The sequence below is a fragment of the Caballeronia sp. LjRoot31 genome (genome assembly GCF_964253885.1).
Classification (GTDB): Bacteria; Pseudomonadota; Gammaproteobacteria; order Burkholderiales; family Burkholderiaceae; genus Caballeronia.
The window spans coordinates 1269885-1284784 of the sequence record NZ_CAXURX020000001.1 but is presented as its reverse complement, the minus strand read 5'-3'; the positions used below and the strand labels follow the sequence as shown (position 1 = coordinate 1284784).

Annotated in this window: 10 protein-coding genes; 6 read left to right on the top strand and 4 right to left on the bottom strand. The window is 61.7% G+C overall.

What is annotated here, in order from left to right; translation table 11 throughout:
- Positions 1 to 131: 131 nt before the first annotated feature.
- Positions 132 to 2867, top strand: coding sequence for an FUSC family protein (locus ACSQ8V_RS05550; RefSeq protein WP_436205122.1), 2736 nt, complete (start codon positions 132 to 134; stop codon positions 2865 to 2867).
- Between the two features lie 56 nt (positions 2868 to 2923).
- Here the strand turns inward: ACSQ8V_RS05550 and ACSQ8V_RS05545 are convergent, their stop codons facing one another.
- Positions 2924 to 3130 (bottom strand): hypothetical protein, encoded by a 207-nt coding sequence (locus ACSQ8V_RS05545; protein ID WP_436205121.1) that lies wholly within the window; start codon positions 3128 to 3130, stop codon positions 2924 to 2926.
- 120 nt (positions 3131 to 3250) lie between these two features.
- Positions 3251 to 3733 (bottom strand): Lrp/AsnC family transcriptional regulator, encoded by a 483-nt coding sequence (locus tag ACSQ8V_RS05540; RefSeq protein ID WP_213763421.1) that lies wholly within the window; start codon positions 3731 to 3733, stop codon positions 3251 to 3253.
- Between the two features lie 144 nt (positions 3734 to 3877).
- On the opposite strand from ACSQ8V_RS05540, the gene ACSQ8V_RS05535 reads away from it, so the two are divergent.
- A complete protein-coding gene (locus ACSQ8V_RS05535; RefSeq protein ID WP_213763423.1) occupies positions 3878 to 4420 on the top strand; it encodes a cysteine dioxygenase family protein in 543 nt (180 codons plus the stop codon).
- Between the two features lie 36 nt (positions 4421 to 4456).
- Here the strand turns inward: ACSQ8V_RS05535 and ACSQ8V_RS05530 are convergent, their stop codons facing one another.
- Entirely contained in the window at positions 4457 to 7018 is a 2562-nt protein-coding gene (locus ACSQ8V_RS05530) for a mechanosensitive ion channel family protein (RefSeq protein WP_436205120.1), read from the bottom strand.
- Between the two features lie 166 nt (positions 7019 to 7184).
- Positions 7185 to 7682: a hypothetical protein gene (locus ACSQ8V_RS05525; RefSeq protein WP_436205119.1), complete on the bottom strand. Its 498-nt coding sequence runs from the start codon at positions 7680 to 7682 to the stop codon at positions 7185 to 7187.
- A gap of 291 nt (positions 7683 to 7973) precedes the next feature.
- Between ACSQ8V_RS05525 and ACSQ8V_RS05520 the strand changes: the two genes are divergently transcribed.
- The 4 genes from ACSQ8V_RS05520 to ACSQ8V_RS05505 all read left to right on the top strand — a co-directional run bounded on the left by ACSQ8V_RS05520 (position 7974) and on the right by ACSQ8V_RS05505 (position 14897).
- Entirely contained in the window at positions 7974 to 8282 is a 309-nt protein-coding gene (locus ACSQ8V_RS05520; RefSeq protein ID WP_213763429.1) for a hypothetical protein, read from the top strand.
- 699 nt (positions 8283 to 8981) lie between these two features.
- On the top strand, positions 8982 to 9812 hold the full coding sequence (locus ACSQ8V_RS05515; RefSeq protein WP_436205118.1) for an IclR family transcriptional regulator: 831 nt from the start codon (positions 8982 to 8984) through the stop codon (positions 9810 to 9812).
- Between the two features lie 567 nt (positions 9813 to 10379).
- Positions 10380 to 11735 carry an MdtA/MuxA family multidrug efflux RND transporter periplasmic adaptor subunit gene (locus ACSQ8V_RS05510; RefSeq protein ID WP_436205117.1) on the top strand — a complete coding sequence of 452 codons (1356 nt, stop codon included), beginning with the start codon at positions 10380 to 10382 and terminating at the stop codon, positions 11733 to 11735.
- Between the two features lie 33 nt (positions 11736 to 11768).
- Positions 11769 to 14897 (top strand): MdtB/MuxB family multidrug efflux RND transporter permease subunit, encoded by a 3129-nt coding sequence (locus ACSQ8V_RS05505; protein ID WP_436205116.1) that lies wholly within the window; start codon positions 11769 to 11771, stop codon positions 14895 to 14897.
- The last annotated feature ends 3 nt before the right edge of the window (positions 14898 to 14900 follow it).

The window sequence follows — 14900 nt, the reverse complement described above, 5'->3', positions numbered from 1 at the left end:
TTTGGATACCGTGGAGTTGGGTTAGACTCGAACCCACATTAAGTCAGGTCCAGTGCCCCGACGTGGCATACCGAGACCATGGCGGGACCTGAGACACCCCGAAGATACCCGGGCAGCAAATTAGGAAGTCGATGCGTTACTCGCTAGAAATCAGAAAATTCATTTATAGCCAGTACTTCTTCGGTGGCTTGCGGATCGCGCTCGGCGTCTCGCTGCCGGCCATCCTGATGCTGACTGTATTTCACAATCGTGAACTCGGCTTCACCATTGCGACCGGCGCGCTGGGCGCGAGCGTCGTCGATATGCCGGGGCCGTTGAAGTACAAGCACAACGAGATGCTCGCCTGTACGGTGATCGGCTTCCTGTCGGCGCTGGCTACCGGTATCGCAAGCGCGAACGTTGTGACGCTGTGGCTGGCCGTCGTGCCGCTTACTTTCGTGCTGTCGCTGGTGGTGGTGTACGGCAACCGTTGGCCGCAGATCAGCTTCGCCACGCTCTTCATGATGATCGTGACGCTGGAGGATCATTTCACGCCCATGCAGGCGCTCGTCAACGCGTCGTGGATCCTGCTCGGCGGTCTTTGGTACACCTATTGGGCAACCTTTGTCAGCCGCTCATTGGTGTATCGGATCGAGCGCCAGGCGCTGGCTGAAAGCGTGTTCAGTTGCGCCGAGTATCTGCTCGCGCGCTCGGCTTTTTACGATCTCGACGCCAATCTCGACGAGTGTTACCGAAAGCTGATCGAAAAGCAGATCGCGGCTGTCGAGCGCCAGGACGCGGCCCGCGACATCGTGCTGCGCAACCTGCCGAAATTGAGAAGCGGCAAGCTCGATGCGCGCCGCGTCATGCTCTTCAACCTCTTCATCAACGTGGTCGACTTGCACGAGATGTTCGTGGGGGCGCACACCGATTACCCGCTCGTGCGCAACACGTTCGGCGGTGCGGACATTCTGATCTTCTATCGCGACCTGATGAGAAAGACCGCGCTCGATCTCGAGGACATCGGCCTGGCCGTGCTGCAAAACCGGCCGGCGCGGGCACGAATCAACGTGAAGGCCGAGTTGCGCGCGATCGAATACGAACTCGACCAGATGCGCCGGCACGACGTTCCGCACAAAAATCCGGAAGCGTATTCGGCGGTGTCATCTGCCTTCAGGAGACTTTGGAGTGCGACACGGCTAATCGACAAAATGCGTCGCCAGACGCGGCACGATCCGAGCATCACGGAAACGGTGATTCGCGTCGATCCAACCTTGTCGCGTTTTGTGTCGAGCCGGCGCGTGCCGTTCATGCAGATTTTTTCGAACCTGACCATGGCCTCGCCGAGCTTCCGGCACGCACTGCGCGTGACCATCGCGGTGGGCGTGGGATTCTGGCTCGGCCGCTTGCTGCCGCTCACCAACGCGTACTGGATCGTGATGACGACGGTCATCATTCTCAAGCCCGGTTATTCGCTTACCAAACAGCGTAATGTCCAGCGGATTATCGGCACGGCTATCGGCTGTACGGCGTGCGTCGGGTTGATCCTGGTGGTGAAGGACCCGCACGTGTTGCTGGTCGCCATGTTCGCCTGCATGGTCATGAGCTACAGCCTGCTGCTGTTCAACTACACGGCAAGCGTGGTGTTCACGTCGGCTTATGTGCTGCTGATGCTGCACCTGCTCGCGCCGGGTGGCATGCGGCTGATTGGCGAACGCGCCATCGACACCGCCGTCGGATGCGCCATCGCGATTGCCGCCAGTCATCTCTTCCCGTACTGGGAATACCGGCTGATGGGCAAACAGGTGCGCGACATGATCGGCGCAATGCGAAATTATCTCGAGGCAAGCTGGTGGTGGAGCGGCAAGCCCTCCACTCACGCTGAAGCGAAGAGCACGGCGGACGCCAATCTTTTCGCCGATGCCAACGCCGGAACAGCGCAAGCCGCAACGGCCGCGCTTGCGCGGGTGGAAGCCGGCGAAACGGAACTCGCGGCAACGGGGAATGCGTCCCGGAGCTTGGCAAGTGAAGATGACGCGGGGCCTTCACCCATCATGAGCGACCGGGCAACCGTTCGGGCGGAGACAATGGTATCGAACGAAAGCAACGCTGCAGGCCTCGCGAACGACGAGATAACCGCAAACGTCGATAGCCAAGCGGTCGTCGCGTCAGCCATAAACACGTCCGGCGAAGCACAATCTCCTGCGCCCATGAAGCAAGCGGACGGTCCGGCCCAGACGCTCGCGGGCGCGGCAGCGAAGACCTCATATCAACCGGCCGTCATTGAAACGAGCAGCAAGCCCCCGGCCGCCGCATCGAAGAAAAAAGCCACCGGCGAAAGCGCGGCCGCGACCGCCATTTCAGGTGCCTCCGCCGCGGCGGCCATTGCAGCAGAGGCGCTCGACAGCGACTTCCGCTACCGCCTCGCGCGCAAAAACGTGCATATAGCTTTTGCGAATCTCGCCCAGGCGTTTCAGCGCATGATGCTCGAACCGAAAGCGCAGCAAAAGTTCGTGCCCGAACTCAACGACCTGCTCATCCGCAGCCACGTGCTCGCGTCACAGATCACTGCGGCGGGGCCGTTGCTGCAATCGGTAGGGAAGTCTGCCGCGGGACACGCGGCGCAACCCGTGCAGCGCGCGCTGACCGTGATCCGCGACAATCTAACGCAGGCGCAGAACGGCGTGCCCGCTCCCGAAGATCAAGCCGAGCAGTCGAAGCTACTCACGCGCGAACTGGATTCAATGGTGGTGGGTGCGGAGCGTGCCCAGGATATCCCGGTCGATACCGTCCAGGATCTGAAGCTGCTTGCGCATCAGTGCAAGCAGATGCTGACGGCGTCGCTCCTGATTCGCAAGGACGCGAGCCTCATCAACCTGCCGGAGTGATGACCGGGGCAGCGCCCCGTCATGCATAAACACATGAGCGGCAGGTCGAAAGAGCGTTACTGGGAAGCACCCGTCGCGGGCGCAGCGGGAACGGTAGCGCTCGCCGCCTCCGGCGGATTCTCTCTTTCGTACTCGCGCTTGTCGCGAATCGCGTTGAAGAACAATGTGCCGATCACAAGCAGCACCACGACCACGATAAGAATACTGATCGCGAAGGTGGGGTTCTTCCGCGTCGGAGCCTTTTTGCGGTGGTCATCGGTCATGAAATTGAAGCTCTGAGTGGGATTGGACGAAGCGCACGATCTTACCCGACATGGATTTCAGAAGGGTTGCGGAAGCCTTTCCTTCCACCCCGCAGAACGCGTTCCACCTCGCACAAAACCTCAGTTTCCCGTGACTCCGAGCGGGGATCGCACAGGCAGAGCGGTGGAATATTTGATCTGTTCCATCGCGAAACTCGAACTCACGTCGTAAAGCGGGACAGCGCGAATCAGCGTTTTGTAGACACGGTCGTAATCGTCGATATCCGACACCACCACGCGCATCAGATAGTCCGTTTCCCCGCTCATCCGATACACCTCGACGACTTCGGGAATGTCGCGCACCGCGCGCGTGAAGTCCTCCGCCCAGTTCTGCGTGTGCTGATTGGTCTTCACCGCGACAAATACCGTTGTCCCGACCCCCAGCTTACGCGGATCGCACAGCGCGACCTGAGCGCGGATCACGCCGGTTTCCTTCAACCGTTGCACGCGCTTCCAGCATGGCGTTTGCGAGAGATTGACGCGCGTCGCCAGCTCGGCGATCGGCATTGTCACGTCTTCCTGCAGCAGCTCCAGCAACTTGCGATCGATAAGGTCCATGCCCATAGCCCGCCCCTTGTAGGAAATTATTCTACTTTTCCGTGTCTTGGCGAAATTATATGGAAACTTTTTCCACATGCAAACCGGTATAAAAGAGGCTCGGCTTTCCGCTCCTTTCTACCTGATTCCGCCTTCCTGACGAGCCTCGCCATGACCCTTGCCCTTGATACAAAGTCGCCGCTCGCGCGGTTGTCCGAAACACTCGATCAAGCCTGCTGCCTCGATCCGTCGTCGGCGGGGTTCGCGCTTGGCGTGCGGTCGGCGCTCGATGGCTTGTCCCGGGAAACCGGTCTTTTGTCCGATGCCCAACGTGAAGGCGGGCCGGATGGTTATCGGCGGCATTTGCTGGTCGCCGATCCGCTCGGCCGCTATGCCGTCGCCGCGCTCGTGTGGCAAGCCGGTCAGGCGAGCCCGGTACATGGCCATCACACGTGGTGCGCCTATACAGTGATTGAAGGAACGCTGTCCGAGACGCTGTTTGCGTGGGACGCCAACACGAATCGGGCGGTTCAAACGCGCCGCCACGAACGGGCGCAGGGCGCGGTGTCGTTTGTCGGCGCGGGCCGTGGGGCAATTCACCAGTTGGGCAACGCATCGGCGACGGGACGCACCGCGGTATCGCTCCATGTGTATGGCGTGCCCGGCGCGCACATCTCAACGCATGTCAATGATCTCGTCATGGTTGCCGCATAACACGCGGCGGCATCGGCAAACTGTACAACCCTCGTCCTACGCTTTCCCCGGCTCCGACGCCGTTGGAATCTGCGGTGGCACCTGCACAGATTGATCGGTCGGAGGCGGCGCGGCCTGGGATTTATGCGAAACATCGCGGGCCATGGCAGCCGCGCTGCGCTCCACCGGCGACAACGGAGCTGCTTCCGTCAGTTCCTCCAGATCGCTCAAGTCCGTGTCCATGCCCCCGGATTCCCGCGATACCCGCAGTTGCATTTGCGGCACCGGAACGTCCATTCCGATCTCGTCCATCTTGCGCTTGACCCTGACGTTAAATGCCCGCGCGACACTCCATTGCTTTAGCGGCAGGGTCTTGATCTGCCCTTTCACGACCATCCAGTTGGGATCGAAACGGTCCAGCCCCCACACTTCGATCGGCCCAAGCATCTCGCGCCGGTATCGGAAATCGGCCATCAATTCCGCGCCGACCTCACGAATCATCTGCGTGATCTGGTCGACATCGGCGGAAAACGGCACCCGCACTTCAAACACTGCATACGCGAAATCGCGCGACAAATTCTTCACCACCTTGATTTGCGAAAACGGAATGGCGTGAATCGCGCCCTGCCCGTCGCGCAGCCGTACCGTACGGATGGTCAGCGTTTCCACCACGCCCGCATGGCCGCCGTCGACCTCGATCGAATCGCCGACAGAAATGGTGTCCTCGATGATGATGAAAAGTCCCGTTATCAGATCGGCCACCAGCGACTGCGCACCAAAACCCACCGCCAGCCCGATCACGCCGGCGCCGGCAAGCAGCGGCGTCACGTTCAGCCCAAGATTTGCCGCGGTAATGATCGCGGCGACGCTCAGCAGTCCCACGAACACCACGTTGCGAATCAGGGGCAGCATGGTGCGCGCGCGCATGCTCGGACCGCGCCCTTTGCCGCGCGGCGTGTTCGGATTGAGCGCCTCCTGAATCCCCGTATCGATCAGGATCCACATCAGCCAGGCGATAAGAATGGTCAGCAGAATCGCGCTCACCGCATGCGTGATGCCGCGTGCGGCCACGCTTTCCTCCGCCAGTTTGGTGAGCGAAAAACCCCAGAAACGCGAGGCAAGTTCGAGGAAGGCCAACCAGATCATCAGCACGACCATGCGTCCGAAGAACTTGAAAAGCCGTCGTACATAGGCCGATTGCCGGCGCGTCTTGCGTTGCGGCAGTCGCGTGACCCGCAACGCAACAGCGCTGAGAAACAGTCCGACCACCAGCAAGCCGGCGGTTGCGATCGCCATTTGCAGCACGTTCTCGGAGGTCCCGATGCCCGCCAGCGTCGCGATCACCGAAGCTGACGCGAGCAGCAGCATTGGCACCTGCCAGAGCGAGCCGACTACTTCGAATGTTTCGGTCGCGGCCTTGTGCTGGCTGCGCTGCTCATACGAACGGCTGCGAATCAGATGGGACACGGGCCGCCGGAACGCCAACGTGAAATAGCCGGTCAGGATCGCCGCGCCCATGTTCGCGACCGTTGAGAGGAGCCCGGACAAATTCGTGCCGAGCTGTTGCGCCACGTCGTAGTTCGACGCGGCGTCGCCGAGCGCGCCGAGGGTGCCGATAAGAAACAACAGGCGGCGCGCATGCAGAATCAGCAGATGCACCGCCACCCGGCGGTGCGCCGAGCCGAACAGCGAGAACATGATCAGGCAGATCGACGAAAACACGGCGCCCGCGACAATCGCGTACGCCGTGACCATCGCGAGCGTGCGGCCTAGCGATACCGGCATCAGCCGCACAAAAGTCAGCGCTGCGATGAACGCGAACAGGTATGGCCCGACCCGCCGCAGCGCGAAGATCAGAAGCTCGCTGGTGGTCGGATTGGCACGCAGCCCGAAATGCACCTGGTAACGCGCGTGCAAGTACCGCTGGAAGTAGACCAGCAGAAAAGCGCAGAGCCCCCAGCCCGTCAGCATCAGGCAATAGTTGAGCAGCGTGTGGCCAAAACTCTCGCGGCTCTGACCCGACACAATGGTGAAAAGCTCGTTGCCCGCGGCGTTCAGGCGACCGCCCCAATAATTAAACGGCGTACGACCACGGCTGAAGTCCTCTTCCACGCTCGACAGCCCCGACGCGATCGCCCCGAGCAGCCCCGTTTTGGGCGTGATGGCAGCGACGACCGACGACGCGGCCGTCGATGAACTCGCCGACGAGGCCGCAGCCACCTCCGGCAGCACTGCCGCGCCGGAGCCGTCGGACGCAGCAGACACATCAGCCGGTTGCGCGGCGGCTTCGGCGTCACGCTTGGCGTCGCGCAGCTTTTTCAGCTGTGCGACCAGCGCCGTGCGTTCCCGGTCGTTGTCCAGCGTGGAGATGACCGTGTCGAGCGAGCGCGTCAGATCCGCGTCGCTGGGCGGACTGGCCGTGGCGTCCGCCGTACCCGAAGCCGCTGCGGCCCCCGAGCTTGGGTCCGGCGCCGCAGGTTTGTTGATGAGTTCCTGAAACGACGGCAACGTGAGCGCAGGAGGGGCGGCGTTAGCGTTCAGGGCAAAAACAGTGAGCGCCGAGCTGACCAACGCTAATACCAGCGCGCCAGCGAGCGCCCGGATGCGGCTTGGTTTCATGGCGGTGCGCAATAGGCAAAAGAGGTAAAAGACCGCCAGTTTAGCCGCTGCGCTGAAATAATCTTTAGACAAAACGGTCACGCAGGTAACGAGATGTTAGCCCGCAAACGCCGTATTTACGGCGTCGAAAAGCGCGGCAGCCTGCGCGACTCCAGCCGGCTGTCACCTATTTGTCCATATCCGAGCGGGCGTTTCCAGGGTCCGCCGACGTAGCAGGTGACCCGCTCGACGAATTGCCCGAACTTGTTCCTGATACGCCAGTCGCTCCGCTTTGACCCGTGGCCGAGCTTGCAGACCAGTCCTGCAATTTGCGCCCCGCGGACTGCAGGCCCGCACCGGTATCGCTTGCAGCATTGACGATAGCCGCGTTTGTTGCGCTCGCCGCACCCTCCAGATTGGCCCGCGCGGCTGCCGCCACGCCGCTCGCCGACATATCCGGCAAGGTGCCCGCCGACTGCACGTTCTGCTGCGCGGACTGCTTGACCGAGTCGACCTGCTGGTCGACATAGCTCGCCGCCTGATCGAATTTCTGGCCAGCCTGGCTGGCTACGTTGTTCAGCGCGCCGGCGACCTGTCCCGCCGCGGCGTCATGCTTCTCACACGCGGCGAGAAGTCCAAGCGCAACCACGGCGCCGGCCAGCCGGTTCATCCAGTTCTTTTGCATCGTCATTGTCCTGTTGGGCGAGCAAGCTGCAGCTGCCCGATTGTTACATTCACCGCTTCAACGGCTCTTTCGAACCCCATGATAACCGTGCACGCCAGCCCACTTCCGCCCAACCCGGCGATGCTGGCCGTTCGGCCAGGTTTCAGGCGTAGTCCCGAGAAATCGCAGTAACACTACCTGCATTGCCTCTGAACATTGAAATTCAAGCCGCTTTAAGACGCTTCTGATTCATTTCATCGCCGCCGCTCCTTATAGTGCGGCCATCCCTGAATTCGATATTGAAGTGTTCTCATGATCCTGATGAACCTGCTAGTTGCCCTCGTCGCCGGCATGATCCTTTTCGAGCCATTCACGCGCACGCCCATGTCGCGTTCAGTGCGCTTTTCCGACCATCGCAATCGTGCCATGCGTGCCTTTGTGCAGGCGGGTGTGGCGCTGGTCGCCGCAATGATTGTCGCTACCAGCAATCCTGCGCCGCAGCAGGTTTCTCCCGTGCTCGTGTTCGGCAGCTCGGCCGTGCTGGGTATAGCTGGCATCTATTGGGCACTACGCGGCCGGCGCTTGCTGAAACCCGGCAAGATGTTTGCCGCACACCGCTAGTGCGATAGATAAGGGCACGGGCCCTTTGCCGGATCAACCGCCCTGCAAATAGCGGCGCGTCTCACGATGCCCTTTCGTCTCGGAAGGGCATCGTCTTATTGGCGAAAGCATCAGGATCTTTTAGTTCACCCGAAAATACTAAACATGCGCGGGGAACAAGCTGAAAAGCCCTGAGATAAGGTAGCGTAACGGGTCGAGTCGAGTGCACGCGACATCCAGCGTCCATCATCAGCACCACAGCAAGGTCGGCACTGGCAACAACGCCGTTGCACGTGTGAACACGGATACGCTATCAGGATGGCGCCGTCCGGAACATGTTCGGGAGCGCTTTTCTTTTGACAGGCAAAAAAAAGGCGCTACGTTGCCGTAGCGCCTTAAAAGTTCTAGCCATTCCGAGGGCCGTGCTAGAACCTGAGAGCTGGTTATCGATCGCATTTCGATGCGCAAGATTCGCGCTTCCGAGGTACTTTCGAAATCGGGTTCCATTTTTTACGTTATGCGAAACCTAGTCAAGCGAAATTTCGAGGATTGAGCGACGATCTAACGGTAAGGTACGCGGGTTTGATGACAAAAACGGGTCCGGCAAATGCACCTTTTCATTGCTGGGTAATACGATTCCGGTGAGCGGCGGCGCGTGCTTAGTCAACTTCGACGAATGGCGTCTCCGGCCTTTCCAACGAAACCAAGTTCCGAAAAATAATGCAAACCACTGAGAGCCGGCCCACGAGCCGGGAAAAGGAAAAAGGACGTGATGGTGAAGAAGTCGTCGCATTGTCCCGAGGCCTCGACGTACTCCGTCGTATCGCCGCCGCCGACGCTCCGGTCAGCAATCGCGAACTAGCCGAATGGACGGGCATTCCAAAACCAACCATCTCGCGGCTGACGGCGACACTGGTAAGCGCCAATTTGCTGTTTCAATTACCCGACAGTGAGCGTTTCGTACTGACGGCTTCGGTCCTGGAGTTGAGCAATGGCTTCCTGCGCAACTTCGACATCCGGGCGCGGGCGCGGCCGTTTCTTATCGAACTGGCGGACCGGACCACGCTCAGCGTCCATCTGGCCGTACGCGACAGGCTGGATATGGTCGTCATCGATACCATCCGGCCGCGCTCGGCCGTGCTTGTATCGCGGCTCGAAGTCGGCTCGCGGATGGACCTGGGACGCACGGCGGTCGGCCGCGCGTATCTGGCGGCGCTCGGCGAGCCCGACAGGGCCAGTCTGCTCGACAGTCTGCGGATCGCATCGGGCGACGACTGGCCGAGCATAGACGGCAGCCTGAAGCCGGGCCTGGAAGACGCGGTGCGCCGCGGCTTCGCCATCTCCACCGGCGAGTGGCATCACGGGCTCAATGCCGTGGCGGCGGGGTTCGTGGGGCCGTCGGGACAACGCTACGCGGTCAATTGCGGCGGCGCCGAGTATCAGGCCCCGCGCGACGCGCTGCTGAACAAGGTCGCCCCCGCTTTGCTCGAATGCGTCGCGAAGATCACGCACGAGATCGGCGGAACGCCGTCCGCGCGCCTCAGCGAATAACGCACTTCGCGCCTGACGCACAGCAAGACACCGACGTGCCGCTGTGTCCGCGCCGGTGCATCGGCACGTCGGGCCGCTCCCCGTCCATGGCAGTAGTCCACGCACAACCGCGACCACAGCGGCCACCCCGGCGCAAAAACCGATTGAGCACGCCTTGCCATGGCTTCGCGTGACTCGCAAAAGCACAACGCGATACGATGTCGGCCGGCGTTCACGGCCCTCAGCGCGTTATTTCCGCTTTGCCTTCTGTCCCCGTTGGGAATCGTAACGTTCGTAATCAATCGAAAGAAAGATAGCTGGACTGCAACGAAGCGCGGGACGTAGCATCACACTTCGCGCGCGGCCAAGCTTTCGATGCTTTCACTCAGGTGAACGCCACGCGAGCGCTCCGGGCGCCTATGGCGTGCTTGCCGCGTAACTGACCGCTGCGTCGCGTAAAGTGCGTGACGTATCAATCGACGGCGTTCCCGGCACGCGTCAAAACCGTGTGCGCGAACGCTGGCGGGCCAAAACGCCAGCACCTCAAGACAGTTTCCGAGCCCACCGACTCACCGAGCCACTGAAACGATGGACGAACAAAAAAAACACCCAGCATCACCGCCTTACCCTGACGCCCGTTCGCCCACATCCCAAGCCTCGACTCCTCCTGTGTCCACCTCCCAGCCCCGCCGGCGCCGGCTTGGTTGGATCATCGTCGCGATCCTGGTCGTGGCGGGCCTGTTCGCATGGCATCCGTGGAACCGTGGCGGTGCCGATAACCCACAGCACGAGCGTCAGGCAGGCGGCGGCCGGCGCGGTGGCGGCGGTCCGGGCATGGGCGCTCCGCCGCAACCCGTGCATGTGGCTACTGCGACGCAAGGCGAAATGCCGGTGGTGATCAACTCGCTCGGGACAGTGACGCCGCTGGCGTCGGTGACGGTCAAGACGCAGCTCAACGGCACGCTGCAGGACGTCGCCTTCCGGGAAGGGCAGATGGTCAGGAAGGGCGACGTCCTGGCGCAGATCGACCCTCGCCCCTACGAGATCTCGTTACGCAATGCACAAGGCACGCTCGCGAAAGACCAGGCGCTGCTGCAAACTGCCCGCCTCGACCTGAAGCGTTACCAGGTATTGCTCTCGCAAGACTCGATCGCAAGCCAGCAAGTGGACACACAGGCGTCGCTCGTCCAGCAGTACGAGGGAATGGTCAAGTCGGACCAGGCGAATGTGGATACCTACAAACTCGACCTGACCTACGCGCGCATCACGGCGCCGGTGTCGGGCCGAGTCGGCTTGCGGCAGGTCGATCCGGGCAACTACGTGACGACCGGCGACACGAACGGCGTGGTGGTCATTACGCAACTGCAGCCCATCAGCGTCATTTTCACGACCTCCGAAGACAACCTCACCGCCATCCTGAAGCCGTTGCACACGGGCACGAAGATGTCGGTGACCGCTTATGACCGGGCCAACACCAAGTCGCTCGAAAGCGGTTATCTGGAAACCATCGACAACCAGATCGACACCACCACGGGCACGGTCAAGCTGCGCGCGACCTTCGACAATCAGGAGAGCATGCTGTTTCCGAACCAGTTCGTGAACACGAAACTACTGGTCGATGTCATCAAGGACGCGGTCATCGTGCCCACGCCCGCGGTGCTCAACGGTTCATCGGGCGCGTTTGTCTATGTGGTGAAACCGGACAATACAGTCACCGTACGCAACGTGAAGATCGGTCCGGTCGATGGTGAACGCACCAGCATCAGGACAGGTCTGGAAGTGGGCGAGCGTGTCGTGATCGACGGCTCCGACCGCCTGAAGGAAGGCGCGAAGATCACCATCCCGGCAGACAGGCCCAAAGGCGCTTCCGGTGCGTCCGGCGCGGCTGCGGCATCGGCTGCTTCGGGCGCGCATCGCGGCCACCATCGCAAGCAGCAACAATGATGTACTCATGATCCATAACCGCACTGCACCCGCATGAATCCATCGCGTCCTTTTATTCTGCGTCCGGTCGGCACGGCGCTGCTGATGGCGGCAATCATGCTGGTCGGCCTCGTTGCGCTGCGTTTTTTGCCGCTGTCCGCGTTGCCCGCTGTCGACTATCCGACCATCCAGGTGCAGACGTTCTATCCGGGTGCATCGCCGGACGTGATGACCACCTCGGTCACCGCGCCACTTGAAAAGCAGTTCGGGCAGATGGCGAGCTTGAACCAGATGTCGTCGCAAAGCTCGGCGGGCGCCTCCGTCATCACGCTGCAGTTCAGTCTCGACCTGCCGCTCGACATTGCCGAGCAGGAAGTCCAGGCGGCTATCAATGCGGCGGGCAACCTGCTGCCGTCCGACCTGCCCGCCCCGCCGATCTACGCAAAGGTGAACCCTGCGGATGCGCCCATCATCACGCTCGCGATCAGCTCGAAGACCTTGCCGCTCACACAGGTCCAGGATCTCGCCGATACCCGGCTCGCGCAGAAGATCTCGCAAGTCGGCGGCGTGGGGCTGGTGTCGGTCAGCGGCGGTAATCGGCCGGCTGTCCGGATCCAGGCGAACACGCGTGCACTGGCGTCGTACGGTCTGAACATCGACGACTTGCGCACCACCATCTCGAACCTGAACGTCAACACGCCGAAGGGCAATTTCGATGGCCCCTCGCGGGCCTACACGATCAACGCGAACGACCAGCTGACCGACGCCAGCGCGTACCAGAGCGCGGTCATCGCTTACAAGAACGGCCGGCCGGTGATGCTGACTGACGTGGCGACCGTCGTCTCAGGGCCGGAAAACACCAAGCTCGGCGCGTGGGTGGATAACACGCCGGCCATCATCCTGAACGTGCAGCGCCAGCCGGGCGCGAATGTGATTGCGGTTGTCGACGGCATCAAGAAGATCCTGCCGCAGTTGCAGTCAGCGCTGCCGGCCGCGCTCGACGTGCGCATCGTCACCGACCGGACCACGACCATCCGCGCCTCGGTGCGTGACGTGCAGTTCGAACTGGCGCTCTCCGTGGTGCTGGTCGTGCTCGTGATCTACCTGTTCCTCGCGAACGTCTGGGCCACGCTGATCCCGAGCTTGTCCGTACCGGTCTCGCTGATCGGCACGCTGGCCGTCATGTATCTGTGCGGCTTTTCGCTCGACAACCTCTCGCTGATGGCGTTGACCATTGCGACGGGTTTTGTCGTCGATGACGCCATCGTGATGATCGAGAACATCGCGCGTTACGTGGAGGAAGGCGAAGCGCCGCTCGAAGCGGCGCTCAAGGGTTCGAAGCAGATCGGCTTCACCATCATTTCGCTGACTGTTTCGCTGATCGCGGTACTGATTCCGCTGCTGTTCATGGGCGACGTAGTCGGGCGGCTGTTCCACGAATTCGCGATCACGCTGGCGGTGACCATCGTGATCTCGGCGATCGTCTCGCTCACGCTCGTGCCCATGCTGTGCGCGAAGTTGCTGCGCCACACGCCGCCGAAGGAAAGCCATCGCTTCGAAGCGCGCGCGCATCAGTTTATCGACTATGTGATCGGGCGTTATGGCGTCGCGTTGACCTGGGTGCTCGACCGGCAGCGCTCGACCCTGGTGGTCGCCCTGCTCACGCTCGTGCTCACTGCCCTGCTCTATATCTGGATTCCGAAAGGCTTCTTTCCGATCCAGGATACCGGCGTGATCCAGGCGATTACGCAGGCGCCGCAAGCCGCGTCTTACCAGGCGGTGGCCGAACAGCAGCAAGCGCTCGCCGCGCAGGTCCTGAAGAACCCGGACGTTGAAAGCCTGACCTCGTTCATTGGCGTGGACGGGACCAATATCACGCTGAATAGCGGCCGGATGCTGATCAACCTGAAACCGCGCGACGACCGCAGCAATACGTCGAGCGACGTGATCCGCACCCTGCAGAAAGACGTGGAAAACATTCCGGGCATCCGGCTCTACATGCAGCCGGTGCAGGATCTGACTATCGATTCCACTGTCAGCCCGACCCAATACCAGTTCATGCTGACGGATCCGAATTCGGCGGAGTTCGCGCAATGGGTGCCGAAGCTGACGGCGCGGCTCCAGCAATCGCCGGAACTGGCGGATGTCGCGACCGACCTGCAGCAGAACGGTCAGTCGGTGTACGTGGAAATCGACCGGTCGACGGCGGCGCGCTTCGGCATCACGCCGGCCACCGTCGATAACGCCCTCTACGACGCATTCGGCCAACGCATCATCTCGACCATCTTCACGCAGTCGAACCAGTATCGCGTGATCCTTGAGTCCCAGCCGACCGAGGCGCACTACAGCGAGACGCTGAGCGGCATCTACCTGCCCTCCTCCACGGCAAGCTCGGGCCAGGTGCCGCTGTCGGCCATCGCCACTTTCCATGAACGCGCGGCGCCGCTGCTGGTCACGCACCTCGGGCAGTTCCCCGCGACCACCGTCTCGTTCAACCTCGCCCCCGGTGCGTCGCTGGGCGCGGCCGTGAAAGCGATCGATCAGGCGCAGAAGGACATCGGCTTGCCGCCCTCGTTCCAGATCCGTTTCCAAGGGGCGGCGCTGGCTTTCCAGGCGTCGCTGTCGAACGAACTGTTCCTGATCCTGGCCGCGATCGTCACCATGTATATCGTGCTCGGCGTGCTGTACGAGAGCTTTATCCACCCGATCACGATCCTGTCCACGCTGCCCTCGGCGGGCGTCGGCGCGCTGCTTTCGCTGATGATTACCGGGCACGATCTCGACATCATCGGGATCATCGGGATCGTGTTGCTGATCGGCATTGTGAAAAAGAACGCCATCATGATGATCGACTTCGCGCTGGAAGCCGAACGCGAGCAGGGCAAGAGTCCGCGCGATGCAATCTATCAGGCGTGTTTGCTGCGTTTCAGGCCGATCCTGATGACCACCATGGCCGCGCTCCTCGGCGCTTTGCCGCTGATGCTCGGCTGGGGCGCGGGCTCCGAATTGCGGCGGCCGCTCGGGATCGCGATTGTAGGCGGGTTGATCGTGTCGCAAGCGCTGACGCTCTTCACCACGCCGGTGATCTATCTCGGCTTCGATTCGCTCGCGCGCCGCGTGCGTGCGCGTTTCTACCGGAACGCGCCGCCTCGGCCGGCGAGCCCGGCGAGCGATACGGAGTAAGCG

Bases quoted from the DNA above. Each gene is read 5' to 3' on its own strand.
- ACSQ8V_RS05525 (WP_436205119.1), bottom strand. From the start codon at position 7,682: ATGCAAAAGAACTGGATGAACCGGCTGGCCGGCGCCGTGGTTGCGCTT.
- ACSQ8V_RS05515 (WP_436205118.1), top strand. From the start codon at position 8,982: ATGCAAACCACTGAGAGCCGGCCCACGAGCCGGGAAAAGGAAAAAGGA.
- ACSQ8V_RS05505 (WP_436205116.1), top strand. From the start codon at position 11,769: ATGAATCCATCGCGTCCTTTTATTCTGCGTCCGGTCGGCACGGCGCTG.
- ACSQ8V_RS05520 (WP_213763429.1), top strand. From the start codon at position 7,974: ATGATCCTGATGAACCTGCTAGTTGCCCTCGTCGCCGGCATGATCCTT.
- ACSQ8V_RS05550 (WP_436205122.1), top strand. From the start codon at position 132: ATGCGTTACTCGCTAGAAATCAGAAAATTCATTTATAGCCAGTACTTC.
- ACSQ8V_RS05530 (WP_436205120.1), bottom strand. From the start codon at position 7,018: ATGAAACCAAGCCGCATCCGGGCGCTCGCTGGCGCGCTGGTATTAGCG.
- ACSQ8V_RS05545 (WP_436205121.1), bottom strand. From the start codon at position 3,130: ATGACCGATGACCACCGCAAAAAGGCTCCGACGCGGAAGAACCCCACC.
- ACSQ8V_RS05540 (WP_213763421.1), bottom strand. From the start codon at position 3,733: ATGGGCATGGACCTTATCGATCGCAAGTTGCTGGAGCTGCTGCAGGAA.
- ACSQ8V_RS05510 (WP_436205117.1), top strand. From the start codon at position 10,380: ATGGACGAACAAAAAAAACACCCAGCATCACCGCCTTACCCTGACGCC.
- ACSQ8V_RS05535 (WP_213763423.1), top strand. From the start codon at position 3,878: ATGACCCTTGCCCTTGATACAAAGTCGCCGCTCGCGCGGTTGTCCGAA.